18 protein-coding genes are annotated in these 15,627 nt (G+C 72.8%); 9 read left to right on the top strand and 9 right to left on the bottom strand.

The window, feature by feature from the left end; genetic code table 11:
• Positions 1–220: 220 nt before the first annotated feature.
• Both nhaA and ACIQUR_RS06020 read left to right on the top strand, forming a co-directional pair.
• Entirely contained in the window at positions 221–1,537 is a 1,317-nt protein-coding gene (gene nhaA, locus ACIQUR_RS06015) for a Na+/H+ antiporter NhaA (RefSeq protein ID WP_403658963.1), read from the top strand.
• Between the two features lie 37 nt (positions 1,538–1,574).
• On the top strand, positions 1,575–1,787 hold the full coding sequence (locus tag ACIQUR_RS06020) for a hypothetical protein (protein WP_403658966.1): 213 nt from the start codon (positions 1,575–1,577) through the stop codon (positions 1,785–1,787).
• A 46-nt stretch (positions 1,788–1,833) separates the two neighbouring features.
• Here the strand turns inward: ACIQUR_RS06020 and ACIQUR_RS06025 are convergent, their stop codons facing one another.
• The 3 genes from ACIQUR_RS06025 to ACIQUR_RS06035 form a co-directional block, all read right to left on the bottom strand.
• Positions 1,834–2,886, bottom strand: a complete 1,053-nt coding sequence (locus tag ACIQUR_RS06025) for a PucR family transcriptional regulator (RefSeq protein WP_403658969.1) — start codon at positions 2,884–2,886, stop codon at positions 1,834–1,836.
• A gap of 132 nt (positions 2,887–3,018) precedes the next feature.
• Positions 3,019–3,642 carry a TetR family transcriptional regulator gene (locus ACIQUR_RS06030; RefSeq protein ID WP_403658972.1) on the bottom strand — a complete coding sequence of 208 codons (624 nt, stop codon included), beginning with the start codon at positions 3,640–3,642 and terminating at the stop codon, positions 3,019–3,021.
• 7 nt (positions 3,643–3,649) lie between these two features.
• Complete coding sequence (locus ACIQUR_RS06035) at positions 3,650–4,819, bottom strand: FAD-dependent monooxygenase (RefSeq protein ID WP_403658975.1); 1,170 nt, start codon at positions 4,817–4,819, stop codon at positions 3,650–3,652.
• A 248-nt stretch (positions 4,820–5,067) separates the two neighbouring features.
• Between ACIQUR_RS06035 and ACIQUR_RS06040 the strand changes: the two genes are divergently transcribed.
• Positions 5,068–5,463 carry a hypothetical protein gene (locus tag ACIQUR_RS06040; protein WP_403658978.1) on the top strand — a complete coding sequence of 132 codons (396 nt, stop codon included), beginning with the start codon at positions 5,068–5,070 and terminating at the stop codon, positions 5,461–5,463.
• A 6-nt stretch (positions 5,464–5,469) separates the two neighbouring features.
• Here the strand turns inward: ACIQUR_RS06040 and ACIQUR_RS06045 are convergent, their stop codons facing one another.
• From ACIQUR_RS06045 to ACIQUR_RS06055, 3 genes are all read right to left on the bottom strand, one after another.
• Positions 5,470–5,646: a hypothetical protein gene (locus ACIQUR_RS06045; RefSeq protein ID WP_403658981.1), complete on the bottom strand. Its 177-nt coding sequence runs from the start codon at positions 5,644–5,646 to the stop codon at positions 5,470–5,472.
• A 100-nt stretch (positions 5,647–5,746) separates the two neighbouring features.
• Complete coding sequence (locus ACIQUR_RS06050) at positions 5,747–7,648, bottom strand: NAD-binding protein (RefSeq protein WP_403659823.1); 1,902 nt, start codon at positions 7,646–7,648, stop codon at positions 5,747–5,749.
• Positions 7,649–7,913: 265 nt separating this feature from the next.
• A complete protein-coding gene (locus ACIQUR_RS06055) occupies positions 7,914–8,204 on the bottom strand; it encodes a hypothetical protein (RefSeq protein ID WP_403658985.1) in 291 nt (96 codons plus the stop codon).
• A gap of 770 nt (positions 8,205–8,974) precedes the next feature.
• Between ACIQUR_RS06055 and ACIQUR_RS06060 the strand changes: the two genes are divergently transcribed.
• Together ACIQUR_RS06060 and ACIQUR_RS06065 are read left to right on the top strand one after the other, a co-directional pair.
• A complete protein-coding gene (locus tag ACIQUR_RS06060) occupies positions 8,975–9,322 on the top strand; it encodes a GntR family transcriptional regulator (protein WP_403658988.1) in 348 nt (115 codons plus the stop codon).
• Positions 9,319–10,293, top strand: a complete 975-nt coding sequence (locus ACIQUR_RS06065; RefSeq protein WP_403658991.1) for a DUF1648 domain-containing protein — start codon at positions 9,319–9,321, stop codon at positions 10,291–10,293. The genes ACIQUR_RS06060 and ACIQUR_RS06065 overlap by 4 nt, the downstream gene beginning before the upstream one ends.
• A gap of 113 nt (positions 10,294–10,406) precedes the next feature.
• Here the strand turns inward: ACIQUR_RS06065 and ACIQUR_RS06070 are convergent, their stop codons facing one another.
• On the bottom strand, positions 10,407–11,780 hold the full coding sequence (locus tag ACIQUR_RS06070) for an FAD-dependent oxidoreductase (RefSeq protein WP_403658994.1): 1,374 nt from the start codon (positions 11,778–11,780) through the stop codon (positions 10,407–10,409).
• Between the two features lie 252 nt (positions 11,781–12,032).
• Between ACIQUR_RS06070 and ACIQUR_RS06075 the strand changes: the two genes are divergently transcribed.
• Positions 12,033–12,404, top strand: a complete 372-nt coding sequence (locus tag ACIQUR_RS06075) for an ArsR/SmtB family transcription factor (protein ID WP_403658997.1) — start codon at positions 12,033–12,035, stop codon at positions 12,402–12,404.
• The gene (locus tag ACIQUR_RS06080; protein ID WP_403659000.1) at positions 12,401–12,910 is read left to right on the top strand and encodes a GNAT family N-acetyltransferase; all 510 of its coding nucleotides are present in this window, start codon (positions 12,401–12,403) and stop codon (positions 12,908–12,910) included. The genes ACIQUR_RS06075 and ACIQUR_RS06080 overlap by 4 nt, the downstream gene beginning before the upstream one ends.
• Positions 12,911–12,967: 57 nt before the next feature.
• Here ACIQUR_RS06080 and ACIQUR_RS06085 read toward each other — a convergent pair whose 3' ends face one another.
• Both ACIQUR_RS06085 and ACIQUR_RS06090 read right to left on the bottom strand, forming a co-directional pair.
• Complete coding sequence (locus ACIQUR_RS06085) at positions 12,968–13,762, bottom strand: aquaporin (protein ID WP_403659003.1); 795 nt, start codon at positions 13,760–13,762, stop codon at positions 12,968–12,970.
• 119 nt (positions 13,763–13,881) lie between these two features.
• Positions 13,882–14,196: an ArsR/SmtB family transcription factor gene (locus ACIQUR_RS06090; RefSeq protein WP_403659006.1), complete on the bottom strand. Its 315-nt coding sequence runs from the start codon at positions 14,194–14,196 to the stop codon at positions 13,882–13,884.
• 72 nt (positions 14,197–14,268) lie between these two features.
• Here ACIQUR_RS06090 and ACIQUR_RS06095 point away from each other — a divergent pair, with 72 nt between their 5' ends.
• Together ACIQUR_RS06095 and ACIQUR_RS06100 are read left to right on the top strand one after the other, a co-directional pair.
• Entirely contained in the window at positions 14,269–14,682 is a 414-nt protein-coding gene (locus ACIQUR_RS06095) for an arsenate reductase ArsC (RefSeq protein WP_403659009.1), read from the top strand.
• Between the two features lie 164 nt (positions 14,683–14,846).
• A complete protein-coding gene (locus tag ACIQUR_RS06100; RefSeq protein ID WP_403659011.1) occupies positions 14,847–15,566 on the top strand; it encodes a chaplin family protein in 720 nt (239 codons plus the stop codon).
• The last annotated feature ends 61 nt before the right edge of the window (positions 15,567–15,627 follow it).

Consider the following 15,627-nt stretch of genomic DNA (forward strand, 5'->3'; position numbering starts at 1 on the left):
CGCGCCTTTGGGCGGGTACGGGCCCTCTCCCGTGTCCCGAACATCATCACCGCACGTCAAAGCCCCCTGGCGACATCCCACGCACCCCGATAGGGTGTAAAGAACGCGTCAAAACGCTCGCTGCACCAGCAGGCGGACGCGGGGTGTGCCGGGAAGTCTGGTCGGCGTCCTTGGGGCCGTGTGCCCGCAATGCCGCCGACGCCCCGGAGGTTCCCCCGCCATGACCGCCACCCCGCCGCCCGACCGCTCCCCGTTCCTGGGCCTGCTGCCCTGGCCCGAACGCCGCGCCATCGCCGAGGCCCTGCGCACCGAGACCATCGGCGGACTCGTGCTCCTGGCCGCCGCGGTCATCGCCCTCGTCTGGGCCAACAGCCCGCTCGGAGACGTGTACCAGCAGATACGCGACTTCCACTTCGGCATACCCGCCCTCGGCCTGGACCTCTCCGTCGGCCACTGGACCGCCGACGGCCTCCTGGCCGTCTTCTTCCTCGTCGCGGGCATCGAACTCAAACGAGAACTCGTCGTCGGCGAGCTCCGCACCCCGGCCACGGCCGCTCTTCCGGTGGTCGCCGCCCTGTGCGGCATGGCCGTCCCCGCCGCCCTCTACGCGCTGACCGCCGGCATCGGCGGCGGCAGCCTCGACGGCTGGGCCGTGCCCATGGCCACCGACATCGCCTTCGCCCTCGCAGTCCTCGCCGTGATCAGCACCCACCTGCCGGCCGCCCTGCGCGCCTTCCTCCTCACCCTCGCCGTCGTCGACGACCTCGGCGCCATCCTCATCATCGCGATCTTCTTCACCAGCGACCTCAACTTCTGGGCCCTGGGCGGCGCCTTCGCCGGCCTCGCCCTCTTCTACGCCCTCCAGCGCTTCCGGGTGCGCGGCTGGTGGTGGTACGTCCCGCTCGGCCTCGCCATCTGGGCCCTGATGTACAACAGCGGCGTCCACGCCACCGTCGCCGGCGTCGCCATGGGCCTGATCCTGCGCACCACCCTCGACAAGGGTGAGGAAGCCTCCCCCGCCGCCCGGGTCTCCCACCTCGTCCACCCCTTCTCCGCCGGGGTGGCCGTCCCCCTCTTCGCACTCTTCGCCGCCGGCGTCACCGTCTCGGCCGGCGCCCTCGCGGACGTGTTCACCCGGCCCGAGCCGCTGGGCGTCGTCATCGGCCTGGTCGCCGGGAAGATCCTCGGCGTGTTCGGCGGCACCTACCTCGCCGCCCGCTACACCCGCGCCCGCCTCAACCCTGACCTCGCCTGGGCCGACGTCCTCGGCCTCGCCGTCCTCGCCGGCATCGGCTTCACCGTCGCCCTCCTCATCGGCGAACTCGCCTTCCCCGGCCAGGCCGTCACCGAACAGATCAAGGCAGCCGTCCTCGTCGGCTCCGTGACCGCTGCCGCACTCGCCGCGCTGTTCCTGCGCCGTCGCAACACGGTGTACAAGCACCTGTACGAGGAGGAGACGCTGGATGCCGACGCCGACGGCATCCCCGACATCTACCAGCGCGCCGCCGAAGCGAACGGCTCAGGAAGAGGCGCATGACCAGGCCGACCGCACGCGAGCCAGAGACGGAGTGACCATGTCCGGGCAGTTGAAGCAGGCGGGCTCGGTGGTCCTGTGGTGGGCCGGGTTCACGCTGGTGCTGTGGTGGGGAGGCCAGCTACGGCACAGTCCCGCTTCGCTGGCGGCCTGCGCCGCCAGCGCGGCGCTGCTGGTGGCCCTCGGGGAAACGGCCCACTCGATCCGCCAGTATCTCCGTCGCCGCCGAAACCCGCGCAAGACCGCAGGCTAAGCGGCAGAGCACGGCTTCCCCGCCGCCCGCAGCGGTGCTTCCAGCGTCATTCTCCGGCGTTCGGCCACCCCAGCAGCCGGGCGCCGATCGTGGCGGTCTGCAGGGTGTAGCGGTTCAGGGGGTCTGCCGGGTCGGTGGTGGTGAGGGCGTGGATGCGTTCGAGCCGGTACGTCAGTGCGCGCACGCTCAGCGAAAGCCGGCGGGCCGCCTCGGTGGCCACGCAGCCGCTGTCGAAGTACGCCGTCAGCGTCTCCAGCAGAGGCCGGGGGCCGCCGCGTGCCGTGCGCAGCGGGCCCAGGACGGTCTCCACGAGGTCCGTCATGGCCTGCCGGTCGCGCATCAGGACGGGGAAGACCAGGAGGTCGGCGGCGCGGAGTACCGGTCCGGGCAGGTCCATCCGGTCGGCGAGGTCGAGGGCGGCCAGGGCTTCTTCGTAGGAGTGGACGACGCCGCCGGGGCCGGGATGGGTCCGGCCGATGGCGACTCGACCGCCGTGCGTAGCGGTGTAGGCCCGCTCGGCGAAGTAGGCCAGTACGTCTGGCTGGTCGCCCGGGGCCACGCAGATGAGCCGGCCGTCCTTGGTGGTGAGCAGGATCTGTCGGCCTTCGAATCGGGACAGCATCGCGGACTCGATGCTCCGGGCGACCGGGTAGCCGTCGCCGTACGGCTCGGGCCCGGCGGCCACGGCCACGGCGTGCGTCTGTGAGAGGCGCAGGCCGAACCGTTCGGCGCGTTCTGCCAGCCGGCCGAGACCGCTGCGTCCGTAGAGCAGGTCGTCGATGAACTCGCGCCGCGCGGCCTCCTCCTGGCGGACGGCCTGGTGCTGGGCCCGCTCGTAGCCTTCGACGAACGCGTCGACGGCCTGTTCCAGCACGGCCAGCAGCGGTGCGCCCGAGTACGGCGCGACCTGCTGTGCGGCGGACAGGTGGGCTCGTATCAGGCCGCGGAGGGGCAGGCCGGCTTCCGCGGCCCGTTCGCCCTCGGCCCGGCGGGATTCCAGTTCGTCACGGGTGAGACGGCGTCCCGTCGTGCAGGCGCCGCGCAGGATGTCGGTGTATCCCGCCAAGTGCTTTTCCAGCGCTGCCACCCGGTCCACCATGCTGTCCCCCGATCGTTCCTGCGTCTTGACGGCTCCTTGACGCGGGACCAGCGTGCCATGGGGCGGAAGGGTGTCTTCCACTGGGCTCGGCATCCTGGCCTGCCGGCGTGCTCGGGCCTCCGGCCGGCGGCTTCATCCGGGTTCGGAGGCGGTTCCGGAGGTCTGCCGCGGTTGGTCGAGGAGGGCCGAGAAGGCGCTGTCGACAAGGGTGGGCAGGTCTTCGCCGCCATCGCCCTCGACCCAGACCGTCAGAGTGGTGGTGAGTGCGGCGAGGGCGGCGGCGGCCTGGACGCGGGTGGCCAGCAGGCTTTCCGTGGGCCGGCGGCGGCGCAGGGCGTCGACGAAGAGGCGCTGGGTGCTGTACTGGTTGGCCCACATGCGGTCCCGCAGCGCGGGGGTGGTCAGGATCAGGCGGGTGCGGACCAGCAGGGCCTGCCTGTCGTGCGCGTAGACGGTCCGCAGTCCGGTGGCGAGGGCGTGGCGGAGTGCGGTGAGGGTGTCCTCGTGCGGGGGCCGCTGCTCGATGAGGGTGGCGATGAGGGGGTCGTAGTCGTCGTTCTCCACGACGGCTTCCTTGGTCGGGAAGTACCGGAAGAACGTCATGTGGGAGATGCCGACGGCCTCCGCGATCTCCTGGACGGTGGTGCTGTCGTAGCCCTTGGTCAGGAAGAGGCGCAGGGCGTGGTCCTGGATGGCCTGCCGGGTCTGTGCCTTCTTGCGTTCCCGGAGAGTCAGGGGCTCGGTGGTCGTGTTCATCGCCCCGTCAACGTACCCGGCCGCGGTGCAGGATCGCGGCCAGGGCGTGGTCGAGGTCCCGGGCGCGGGTGCCGCGCCATGCGAGGTGGCCGTCCGGCCGTACGAGGAGGCAGTCGTCGGTGGTCTCTTCGTGGGTGAGCAGGGTGACGTCGGCGGCCGACAGGTGGGCCCGGACCGCCGCGGCGAGGCGGGGGTGAGGTTCGCAGGGTTGCAGGAGGGCCCAGGTGCCGCCGAGTTCGCGGTGCAGGCGGCTCGGGCTGCCGTCTTCGCGCCGGGTCGGCACGTCGGGTACCCGGTCTCCCGCACCGGTGCCGGCGCGGGAGACCAGGCCTCGTGGCCGTGACATTCCCAGCGGTCCGTGCCGGTAGGTGATCTTCAGCTGGGAGGCCTGCTCCCAGACCATTCGTTGCACGCGAGGGCGGTCGAGGAGGGGGAGGAGGAGCCGGTCCCGCAGGAAGCGGGCAGGTGCCGATCCGCCGACGACGATGCGGGTCATCGCGCTCGTGGACTCAAGGACCTCCCGCGCGATCGGCCGTCGCTCCCGTTCGTAGGTGTCGAGGAGCGGGGAGGCGGCGCGGCCGGAGGAGACCAGGGCCAGCTTCCACGCGAGGTTCTCGGCGTCGCCCAGGCCGGTGTTCATGCCCTGTCCGCCGAAGGGGCTGTGGATATGGGCCGCGTCGCCGGCGAGGAGGACCCGGCCGCGGCGGTAGGTGGAGGCCAGCCTGCGCTGGATGCGGAACGTGGACGTCCAGTCGGCGTGCCGGATCAGGGCTGCGTCGATGCCGGTCTGCTCCTCAAGGGCGCGCCGCACGCTCGCCAGCACGTCCTCGCTGTCCTCGGCCGCGGTCGCGGGGGTCATCAGCCGCCACAGGTCGGCGCCGGGCAGGGGGAAGGCGCCGATCATGCGGTCCCCGCTCAGCCACACGGAGACCGCCTCACGCGGAAGGGGCAGGCCGGCCCGGACGTCGGCGAGGAGGAAGCCTTCGACGAGCGGGACACCGGGGAAGCCGATGGCCGCGGCCTTGCGGATGCGGCTGTGCGCGCCGTCGCAGCCGACCACCCATCCTGCGCGCAGATCCTGGCCGCCGACCTGCAGGGTCACGCCGTGGGGGTCCTGGTGCAGGCCGGTGACCTCGTGGCCCCACTCGACCTCCGCGCGAAGTCCCTCCGGCCTCATCGCGTCGCGGAATCGGCGGTCGCGCCGAGCTTTACGCCGGCGACGCGACCGAATTCGACATCTGCCGCGACTTCCACTGGCATCAGAGCGGCGGCCCGATGGCCCGTCCGTCGAGCAGGATGCGCGGGCCGGTGATGTCGCGCCCGTTCCTTGAGGATGCCGTCCGCCGCCGGGTGAGGGTCCTGCCCGGCGTCACCATGCGGGAGGGGACCGCGGTCGCAGCCTCGACCCCATCTACGGCCAGGGGCATGAGCACCGCCGCACAACGGGCTGCCGCCCTCGCCCGCTGCCTGGACCGCGCCGGAGCGATCGATCGTTCCTTCGCCCGCTCCTATTTCCGGGCGGCGGCCCGACCTGTCGCCGTAGCCTGGTCGATCACCGTCGGCGGCGACTTCGCCTACGCGGGCACCACCGGCCGCAAACCGCTGGGAACCGACCTGCTCAACCGGTACACCGCACGGATCAACGTCGCGGCACAGCACGACACCGCGGTCTGCATCCGCTTCAGCGAGGTAGCCGGGCTGATCCGCCGCCCCGAATGGCTCCTCACCCCCGCGTTCGTCCTGCGCGTCCTGCGCTCCTCCCGCCTCGGACCGGCAGGGGAACGGCCCGCCGACGGCCCTGCCCGCATGCCTGCCGGTTGAGCCGCTTCAGCGCTGCCTGGTGAACATCCACACCGCCACCACGGCAGCCACAGCGAATGAGACCACAGCGATCAGTGCACGGCTGTAGCCCGGCAGCGCGTACATCGCCGCCCCGGCGGCCGTCAGCACGGCGCCGAAGGCGAACAACGGCGAAGGGCTGCCGACGCGGGAAGGACGGGGCATGGGGGTGCTCCTGGCAGCAAGGTGGTGGATCGCAAGAATGCCACGGCCCGGTGGCTCGGGTGAAGCACCACCGCAGCCGCTCTTGCGGGGCTCCTGCTGGTCAGACGCCTGGGGCGCGGATGTCCCGGCGGCCCAGGAGTTCGGCGAGTCCGCGGCGGGTGGCGGCCAGGACGACCCGGTCCTCGGCCCTGAGGACGTAGCCGGGATGCAGGTCCCAGACCAGGCGGGGGTGGGCTTCGGGGGCGTCATCCGGGGTGGAGGCGAGGTCGGCGCGTCGCTCCTCGGGAGCGGCGGTGTCGAGCGCGATGACCCGCCAGGCCCCCGGCCGGAAGGACTCCGCCACGGTGCAGCCCTCCAACTGCGGGTGCCCGGCGACCTCCAGAGCGGCGAACAGCAGGACCCGCCGCTCCACCGGCACGGCTCCCAGGATCTGCCGGCCCATCATGGCGCCCGCGAAAGCGGGTGCGGCCAGGTGCGTCACGCTGCGGCTGCGCGTCAGGGCCTGCGGATGTGCGGCGCGCAGGGTGCGGTAGACGGCGGTGGCGAAGTCGTCTTCGTACAGCCGCATGACGACGCGTAGATCCGGCCGGACGGCGCGGGCGTACAGCGCAGCCTCCAGGTTGGTGGTGTCCGTACTGGTCAGGGCGAGCAGGGCGTGTGCGCGGTGGACGCGGGCGGCTTCCAGTACGCCTTCGTCCGTGACGTCGCCGAGGATCACGGGCACCCGCAAGCGCCGGGCCAGGGCCAGCCCGCGTGCCTCGGGATCGGACTCCACGCACACCACCGGGATCTCCAGCTCCCGCAGGCGCGCCAGAACGCGGGTGCCGATCTTGCCCAGGCCGAGGAGGACCACGTGCCCGGACAGCCCGCGCGGCGGGCGACGCAGCACCGTCGCACTGCGAAACGCCCCCAGGCCCTCCAGCGCGGCCGCGACCAGCACCGGCAGCAGAAGGAGGCCGACGAACCCCGCAAGGATCTGCAGCGTCTTGCGCACCGGCGGCTCGTCGACCGCCGGGTCGTTGATGGCGAAGATGTCCAGCAGGGTGATGTACGCGGCGTGCAAGGGATGGTCCCCAGTGGTCAGCCAGGACGCCACCGCGAGGGCGGCGACCGCCGCCGCGATCCCTGCCAGCGACCAGCGCAGCCGCCGCGAGAAAAGCGAGGCCACAGGCAGCGACGCCGCCGCCAGGCGGTTGCCGCCCGTCGGCGGACCCGCGTGCGTGACCGCCTGCAACGCCACGATGCCCCGGCCCGTCGCCGCGGCCACCGCCCGGTCGTCCGGCAGCAGCTGCGGCCCCTGATCGCCACTGCGGTCGGACCCCTCCGCACCGGCGGGGTCCGAGGTGGTCGCCGAAAGCAGGGCCAGCGTGCACAGTCCTGGATCAGCCACCTGCCCTCGCGTCGGCGGAGTGCGCTCCACCGCGCGCAGCAGCAGGCCGTCCGCCTGGACGACCTTGCTCGTCCCGGCGATCGCACTCGCGGCAAGCGCGGGCGCGGCAGTATCGGCATCCGACAGCACGGTGGTCGACGCGTCCAGCTCGCGCAGGTCGAGCCCCGGCTCGGCCACGATCGCGGCCTGATCGAGCAGTTCCTCCAGATGCTGGCCCAGCTTGCGGTTGTACAGGCGGATCACCAGCCTCAGACGCGGGTTCAGCCGTCGTGCCACCAGCGCGGCCCGTACGTTCGTGTCGTCGTCCTCGTACACCAGGGCCAACGCGGCTGCCCCCGGCACCCCCGCCAAGATCAGCGCGTCCTCGTCGGGCTCCGCGGCCTCCACCACACGAATGTCCAGGCTGCCCACATGCTCCGACGAGGGAGATCGCGCCGCTCGGCTGCCCGGCACCCGTCCCACCAGCCCGAAGCCCCGCAAGGTCCGCCGGGCCGGGCTCGCCTGAGGAGCGTGCGCGGAAGGCGGTACGACGAGGGTGACCCGCTCCCGGTACACATCCCGCAGCTCGGCACCCAGCCGACGGGCCAGACCGTCATCGCCGCAGACGACCATCTCGCCTACGTGGTGGGGAAGTTGGACCTGCACAGAATTCGACACGCCCCCAGGATGCCGTGTGGCACCGGCACCGTGAACGCGGCCAACGCTGCCGGTGCACGGCAACAACCCGGGACGGAAGATGTGCCATGCTGCGCACCTCGGGAGAGGCCGGCGCACGAACGCCGCGCGGCGCCAGGGGGACCCGGGGCGCGCCGCACACGGTAGCTGCCCGGGCCGTGTTGCTTGGCCTGAGGACGAGGTCAGGGGCGGAGCGGCGCTGTTATGCCCAAGGGGTCTCTGCGACTTCTCCTGCCCAGCCGCCCATCCTGGCGAGCTCTTGATGGCGTCCCCGGTACCCCAGCGACTGGAGGATGATCAGCGAGAGGTAGTGCCGGACAAGCAGCCAGGTTTCCAGGACCAGGCCCTCGATCCTGTAGACCTTCTCCTGAGCCCCTTCCGGATGCACGAGACGGTTGCGGATCCTGGTGACGGCCTCGGGCCCGTCGATGCCTTCATGTGCGGCGAACCCCGCCAGTGCCGGCAGCCGATCAGCGTCGATCACGGTGGGCACCCGTATGTCCTGAAGGATCCTGCGCAGTCGCTTGTGCGCCGGCAGGGCTCGGTACTGGTCCTTGGTCAGGACCCCGCTGAGGCAGAGCCGCTCCCACATGGCGTGCTCGAGGCCGGCCGCGCCTATCGTGATCCGCTGTTCGACAAAGCCCTGGTCGGGGCTGCATCGCGGGCGGTGAAGGTCGCGTGGTCCGTGCGGGTGATCTCCATGACGTGGGTCATCGCGAAGAGCCGGGACTTCTCCAAATGCCGTAGGACAGGTCCGCTGTCCCGCCGGACGTCCAGGACGACTCTCCACCCGTCCGTCTCGTGAACCCAGCGCCCGCCGGACCAGTAGTGGTCCCGTCCGCTGACCCGGTCCTTCAGGTGGTGCTGACCGCACGGGCGTATCCGGGAAGTCCATCCGCCAGCTCGGCGTGGCGGTGACGCTCCATTCGAGGCTGAGTGTCGGTGAGCAGCGGAGGCTGACTTCTCCGGGCGGACGAGGCTCCCCGATCCCTCCGATGTCGCCGCGGTGAAGGACGACCGGCTCGCCGACGCCGTTGAATGGGTGGAAGGGCTTGAGCGCGGTCTGCGCCAAGGCCCACGGGTCTTCGGACTTGCGTGCCCTCTTCCTGGTACCGCTCGCGATTCCCTTCACCGGCGGGAGGTGTCGGCATGTTAGGCGAGGAGCAGTCGGCGTGACAGGCCAAAGGGGCTGGGCGCCATACCAGGGCGGTCCGTAGCCGACAGGTTAGCCATGAGTTAGATGGTGCTATCGTCATTAGCATCATGTTGCTGAGACTGGACACCACGGACAGTCGCCCCCTGCACGAGCAGGTCGCGGGGGCGATTCGGCGGGCCATCGCCGAGGGCGAGTGCACGCCGGGGGACCGACTGCCTCCGGCGCGGGACCTGTCGCGGGCGCTGGGCGTGAACGCGAACACCGTCCTGCGCGGGCTGCGCGCCCTGCGCGACGAGGGCGTGCTGGAGTTCCGGCGCGGCCGGGGCGTCACCGTCGCCGAGGCTGCCGACCAGCGGGCGCAGCTGCTCGACCGGGCGCGGCAGTTGTTGGCCGACGCGGCACACCTCGGATACAGCAAGAACGACGTCATAGAGATGATCAGGGGGCTTTCGTGACCGACCGTACGAAGTCGAACGGCGCCCGGTGGGGAGCGGCAATATGGGCGGTCGGCGTGCTGGCCGTCCTGGCCGCACTTCCCTTTGCCGCCAGCGCCCGCCTGCCGGAGCGGCTCGCCACCCACTGGGGGGCGGATGCGCCGGACGGCTCGATGCCCCTGTGGGCGGCGGGGCTGTTCCCGGCGCTGGTGTGGGCTGTTGTCGTCCTGGCACTGGCCCTTGCCGGGCGGCGGGGCGGCTCACCCGCGAGGGCGTGGGTCTGGGCCGTACTGCTGTCCGGAGGAGTGTTCCTGGCCGGCGTCCAGGCCTCGATCGTGCGGGCCAATCTGGACCGGGCGGACTGGAAGGAAGCGGGTTCGGTCGGGGCGGGAGTCGTGGTCACGGCGGTGGCCGCGACCGTGGCGGGCGTACTGGGCTGGATGGCCGGCCGTCGTGCATCCCTCCCCGCTGCGCCGGAGCAGCCCGCTGCGGGTGACGTCATGGAGATCCCCGACGGGGAGCGGCGGGTGTGGCTCTCCCGTACGTCGAACCCGTGGCTGCACCTCATCGCGGCGCTGACCGGGCTGGTGGCCGCAGCAGCCGCCGCGGCGGCGGCCGGCGGGCTGATCGGCATGCCGTGGGCCCTGATCGCACCGTTCGCGATCGCCTCACTCCTGGTACTGGCCTGCTCCTCGGTCCAGGCGCGTGTGGCGGACACCGGTCTGGAAGTGTCCTTCGGCCCCTTCGGGTGGCCGGTGCGCCGCTGGGAGGCCCGCGACATCGTCTCGGCGCGCTCCGAGACGCGCTCCCCGGCGCAGGTCGGCGGCTGGGGATACCGCCTGAGCGGGCTCGGCACGACCGTCATGCTCCGGTCCGGCGAATGCCTGGTCGTCCGTCCCCGCACGGGCTCCGAGTTCGCCGTGAGCGTCGACGACGCCGAACGCGGCGCCGCACTCCTCAACGCCCTTGCCGGGCAGCACCGGAGGCCTTGACCACGCTCCGCGAGCCGCGGCGCCGGCCCAGGCCCAGGGGAAATTCCGGCTGCGGATCCGGGCGTCGGCCCCGGTGTCTGCGGGGCCGGCGCCCGGGGGGCGGTTGGTTCGGGTCAGCAGCCTCCGCCGGTGTGGGCCGGGGCGCCGATCTGGAGTGTTTCCGCCGCTGCCGGGGTGCCGCAGCAGCCGCTTGAGGCTTCGGGCGCCGGGGCGTCGTACAGGCCGGCGCCGCCGCAGACGCCCGTTTCGGGGAGGGTGAGTTCGACGCGTCCGGCGGCCTCGTGGTCGCCGGCGAGGTGGGCGGCGACCGAGCGGACCTGCTCGTAGCCCGTCATGGCGAGGAAGGTCGGGGCGCGGCCGTAGGACTTCATGCCGACCAGGTGGACGCCCTTCTCCGGGTGGGAGAGCTCGTTCACGCCGTGCGGGTAGACCGTGCCGCAGGAGTGCTGGTTGGGGTCGATCAGCGGTGCGAGCGCGACGGGGGCCTGCAGGCGCTCGTCGAGGCCGAGGCGGAGTTCGTCCAGGAAGGACAGGTCGGGGCGGAAGCCGGTGAGGACGATGACCTCGTCGACCGGGGCGAGGCGCCGGCCGTCCTCGGCCACCAGGACCACGCGGCCGTCGTCGGTGCGCTCGATCGCCTCGGTCCGGAAGCCGGTCACCGCGTCGGCGTACCCGTCGTCGACCGCTGCCTTGGCGGCCAGGCCGAGCGCACCGCGGGCCGGGAGCTGGTCGGCCGTCCCGCCGCCGAAGGTCGAGCCGGAGATGCCGCGGCGCAGGATCCAGGTGGTGTGGGTGCCGGTTCCGGTGCCGTCGTCGGCCTTGGCCAGGTCGGCCAGGTAGGCGAGGGCGGTGAAGGCGGAGGCGCCGGAGCCGATGACCGCGGTGTGCTTGCCGGCGTACCGGGCACGGGTGGCGGGGTCGGTGAGGTCCGGCACGCGGTAGGTGATGCGGTCGGCGGCGGCCCGCTCGCCGAGTGCGGCGAGTCCGCCGGCGCCGGCGGGGCCCGGGGTGGCCCAGGTGCCGGAGGCGTCGATGACCGCGCGGGCGAGGATCCGCTCCTCGCGGCCGTCCGTCCCCAGGGTGTGGACGGCGAAGGGCTGGGAGTCGCGGTCGGCGTCGACGATCCGGTCGCGGCCCGCCCGGGAGACGCCGGTGACCGTGGTGCCGTACCGGACCCGGCCCCCGAGGGCGTCGGCCAGCGGCTGAAGGTACCGCTCGGCCCAGTCGCCGCCGGTGGGGTAGCCGTCGGGGTCGGGCCTGACCCAGCCGGTGGGCGCGAGGAGCTTCTCCGCGGCCGGGTCGACGACCTCGCCCCAGGCGGAGAACAGGCGTACGTGCGACCACGCGCGGGTTGCCGTCCCGGCGCTGGGGCCGGCTTCGAGGACCAGGAAGTCCAGGCCGCGTTCGCGGAGGTGGGCGGCGGCGGCCAGGCCGACGGGGCCGGCCCCGATCACGACGACGGGCAGGTCGGTGGTGGTCTCGCTCATGGCGTGTCTCCGGTCTCCGGGCCTTTTGTTTCGATGGATGTCGATGTCTTGCCCAGTCAGCGTGACATCTGATTCGACGATCGTCAACATAGGTGTTCATCGAATTGGGTCGGGGTGGGGCTGCCCGCCCCCGGCCGGCAGTGGTGTGCTGTCTCGCCGCGCGTCCGGTCCGCTCCGTGAGTCGGTCCGCTCCGGGGGTCGGTGGGCCGCCGCGCTCTGGCCGGTTGATTCGACGTGTGTCAACATAGATGTATGTCGAATGCGAAGGTGCTGCCGCTCCTGGAGCCCGAGGCCGTCGCCGCGTGCTGCCCCCCGCTGGCCGAGCGCCCCCTGTCCGCGGACGAGGCCGAGGTGGCGGCGAGGATGTTCAAGGCCCTCGGCGACCCCGTCCGCCTGCGCCTGTTCTCCGCCGTGGCCTCCCACGAGGGGGGTGAGGCGTGCGTCTGCGACATCTCCGACGTCGGCGTCTCCCAGCCCACCGTCTCCCACCACCTCAAGAAGCTCAAAGAGGCCGGGCTGCTGTCCTCCGAGCGCCGCGGGACCTGGGTGTACTACCGCGTCGAGCCCGCCGTCCTCGCCGCGATGGGCGCGCTCCTGACCGGCGTCACGGGGGTCGCGGCATGAGCGCGGTGCGGATCGGGGCGCTGCTCCCCGAGCACGCCGAGCAGGTCCTGGCGATCTACCAGGCCGGTATCGACGAGGGCGACGCGACGTTCGAGACGCAGGCCCCGGACTGGGCGGCGTTCGACGCGGCGAAGCTGTCCGCGCACCGGTTCGTCGCCCTGGAGGACGAGGGCGCCGAGGCCGGCGCCGTGCTGGGGTGGGTGGCGGCCACCGCCGTGTCGGACCGGTGCGCGTACGCGGGCGTGGTCGAGCACTCCGTGTACGTCCACCCCGACGCCCGCGGCCGCGGCGTGGCCCGGGCCCTGCTGGACGCCCTGATCGCCTCCACCGAGGCCGCCGGGGTGTGGACGATCCAGTCCGGCGTCTTCCCCGAGAACGCGGCCAGCCTCGCCCTCCACGAGCGCGCCGGGTTCCGCGTCATCGGCACCCGCGAGCGGATCGGCCGGCACCATGGCAGGTGGCGTGACGTGGTCCTGCTGGAGCGCCGGAGCCCCCTGATCGGCTGACCGCCCCGGCCCCGAGCCCGAGCCCGAGCCCGGGCCCGAGCCCGAGCCCGGAGGCCGTCAGGCGTCGGGCCCGGGGCGCATGAAGACGACCGCCACCAGCGCCAGGCCGGCCACCGCGCCGACCAGCTGCATCCCGATGAAGCCGGCGACCGAAGACGGGGCGATGCCGGCGAAGGTGTCGGTGAAGGCGCGCCCGATCGTCACCGCGGGGTTCGCGAAGGACGTGGACGAGGTGAACCAGTAGGCCGCACCGATGTACGAGGCCACCGCGACCGGCGCGAAGCGCAACCGGTCCGTCCGCGCCAGGCCGAAGATCAGCAGGATCAGGCCGGCCGTGGCCACGACCTCGCCCAGCAGCAGGTTGCCCGCCGAGCGGTCGTGCTGGGACCACTTCACCAGGGGCTCGCCGAACATCGCGTCCGCGAGGATCGCGCCGGTGATGGCCCCGACGACCTGGGCTGGCACGTACGCGGCCAGGTCGCGGGCGTTCACCCCCGCACCGCCACGGCGGGTGGTCCACCACTCGGCGAGGGTGACGGCCGGGTTGAAGTGCGCGCCGGAGACCGGGCCCAGCAGGGCGATGAGCACGCCGAGGCCGAAGACGGTGGCCGTGGAGTTGGCCAGCAGCTGAAGCGCGACGTCGTCGGTCAGCCGGGTGGCCTGGATGCCGGAGCCGACGACCACCGCCACCAGAGCGGCGGTGCCGACGAACTCGGCGGCCGCGCGGGCGACCAGCGGGGCGGGGGGCGGCGTCGCCCCGGGCGCGCGCCCCGGCGACGTGTCCGCGGGGGCTATGGCATCGCCCGCGACGGGCTCGGCGGCACGCTCGGCGGCTGGCTTGGCGGCGGTCACTGCGGGGTCTCCTCGGGCAGGTGAGGTCAACGGAGAAGGGGAGAAGGGGAGAAGGGGTTAAGGGGGTGAGGGGGTAAGGGCGGAAGGAGGGGGGCGGGGGTGAGGAGGGGACGGGCGCGTTACGGGCAGGACCGCTTGACGTCCGCCGCGGCGGTGGCGCGCGCGGTCCGGGCCAGGTCGGCGAACTGACCGGCGAGCCCCTCCAGGACCTCCGGGCGCAGCCGGTAGTAGGTGAACCGTCCGCACGGTTCGGTCTCCACGACCCCCGCCTCGCGCAGCACCTTCAGGTGGTTGGACAGGTTCGTCTGCCGGGCGCCCGTCTCCTCCACCAGGTGGGTGGTGCAGAGGGTCTCCCGCGCGAGGAGGGCGACGATCCGGAGCCTGAGCGGGTCGGCCAGGACGCGGATCAGATCAGTGTCGACTGACGTCAGCATGTGCTGATACTTTCACGCCACCGGGCACCGCGACCAGTCCCGGCCCAGCCGTCCCGCCCCGAAGGAAGAGCCATGGCCTCCGCCCCCCTCGCGTCCGTGCTGTTCGTCTGCGTCCACAACGCCGGCCGCTCGCAGATGGCCGCGGGTTTCCTGCGCCACCTCGCCGGTGACCGCGTCGAGGTGCGTTCCGCCGGGTCGCTCCCCGGCGACCAGGTCAACCCCTCCGCCGTGGCCGCGATGGCCGAGCTGGGCATCGACATCTCCGACCAGCGGCCGAAGGTCCTCACCACCGAGGCGGTCGAGGCCTCCGACTACGTGATCACCATGGGCTGCGGCGACGCGTGCCCGTACTTCCCGGGCAAGACGTACCTCGACTGGCAGCTGGAGGACCCGGCCGGCCAGGGCGTGGCGGCCGTGCGCCCGATCCGCGACGAGATCAGGATCCTGATCGAGGGCCTGGTAGCCGAGATCGATGCCAAGAGCTAGCCGATAGCCGATGGCGCGCGGGGCGCCGGCCCGGCCCCGCATTCGGACGTCCGTTCGGCGACTGCTTCGGGCGAACGGCTGACAAGCCATAACCCCGTCCGTTCGCTCCGCGTTTCACCTGGCGACCGCGGGTAGCCGCGACCTCGTCCGGAAGGCAGGGACCGATGAGACGGGCCAATCGGAACAGCGTGATCACCATCGCGGCCGCGTCAGGCGTGATGGCATTGGCGGGGCCGGTCAGTGCCGACTCCCACGCGGACGGCGCGGCGGCCGGTTCGCCCGGGCTCGTGTCGGGCAACGGCATCCAGCTGCCGGTGAGCCTCCCCGTGCAGGTGTGCGGGAACACCGTGAACGTGGCGGGGCTGCTCAACCCGGCCGCCGGCAACACGTGCGCGCAGAAGGGCGGCGGCGCCAAGGACGGCAAGCCGGTACGGGATTCCAGCACCTCCGGCAGCGTGAAGGACTCGCCCGGCGTCCTGACCGGGAACCTCGTCCAGCTCCCGGTGAAGGTGCCGGTCAACGCCAGCGGCAACTCCGTGAACCTGGTGGGCGTGGGCAACCCCGTCTTCGGCAACGGCGCGGAGAACACCCCCGCGGAGCCGGTCCGCCCGGAGCAGCCGGTCGAGCCGGTGAAGCAGCCGCCCGTCAAGGAGCCGACCACGCGGGTCGTGCCGCCCGCGCCCTCCCGGCCGCAGCCCGCCACGCCCCGGCCGCTCCCGGAGCCGGTCCGCCCCGAGGTCCCGCAGCGCCCGGCCGGCGAGCTCGCCCGTACCGGCACGGAAGAGGGCACCCTCGACGTCGCGGCCCTGAGCCTGCTGTCCGTGCTTGGCGGCGGCGCGCTGTACGGCGGCCTGCGCGCCCGCGCGTCCCGCGCCAACGGCTGACCCGGCCCGCCCCGACGGCCGACCCACCCACCCACCCACCCACCCCCCGTCACCCCGGCGG

The organism is Streptomyces sp. NPDC101132 (genome assembly GCF_044759225.1).
Lineage (GTDB): Bacteria > Actinomycetota > Actinomycetes > Streptomycetales > Streptomycetaceae > Streptomyces.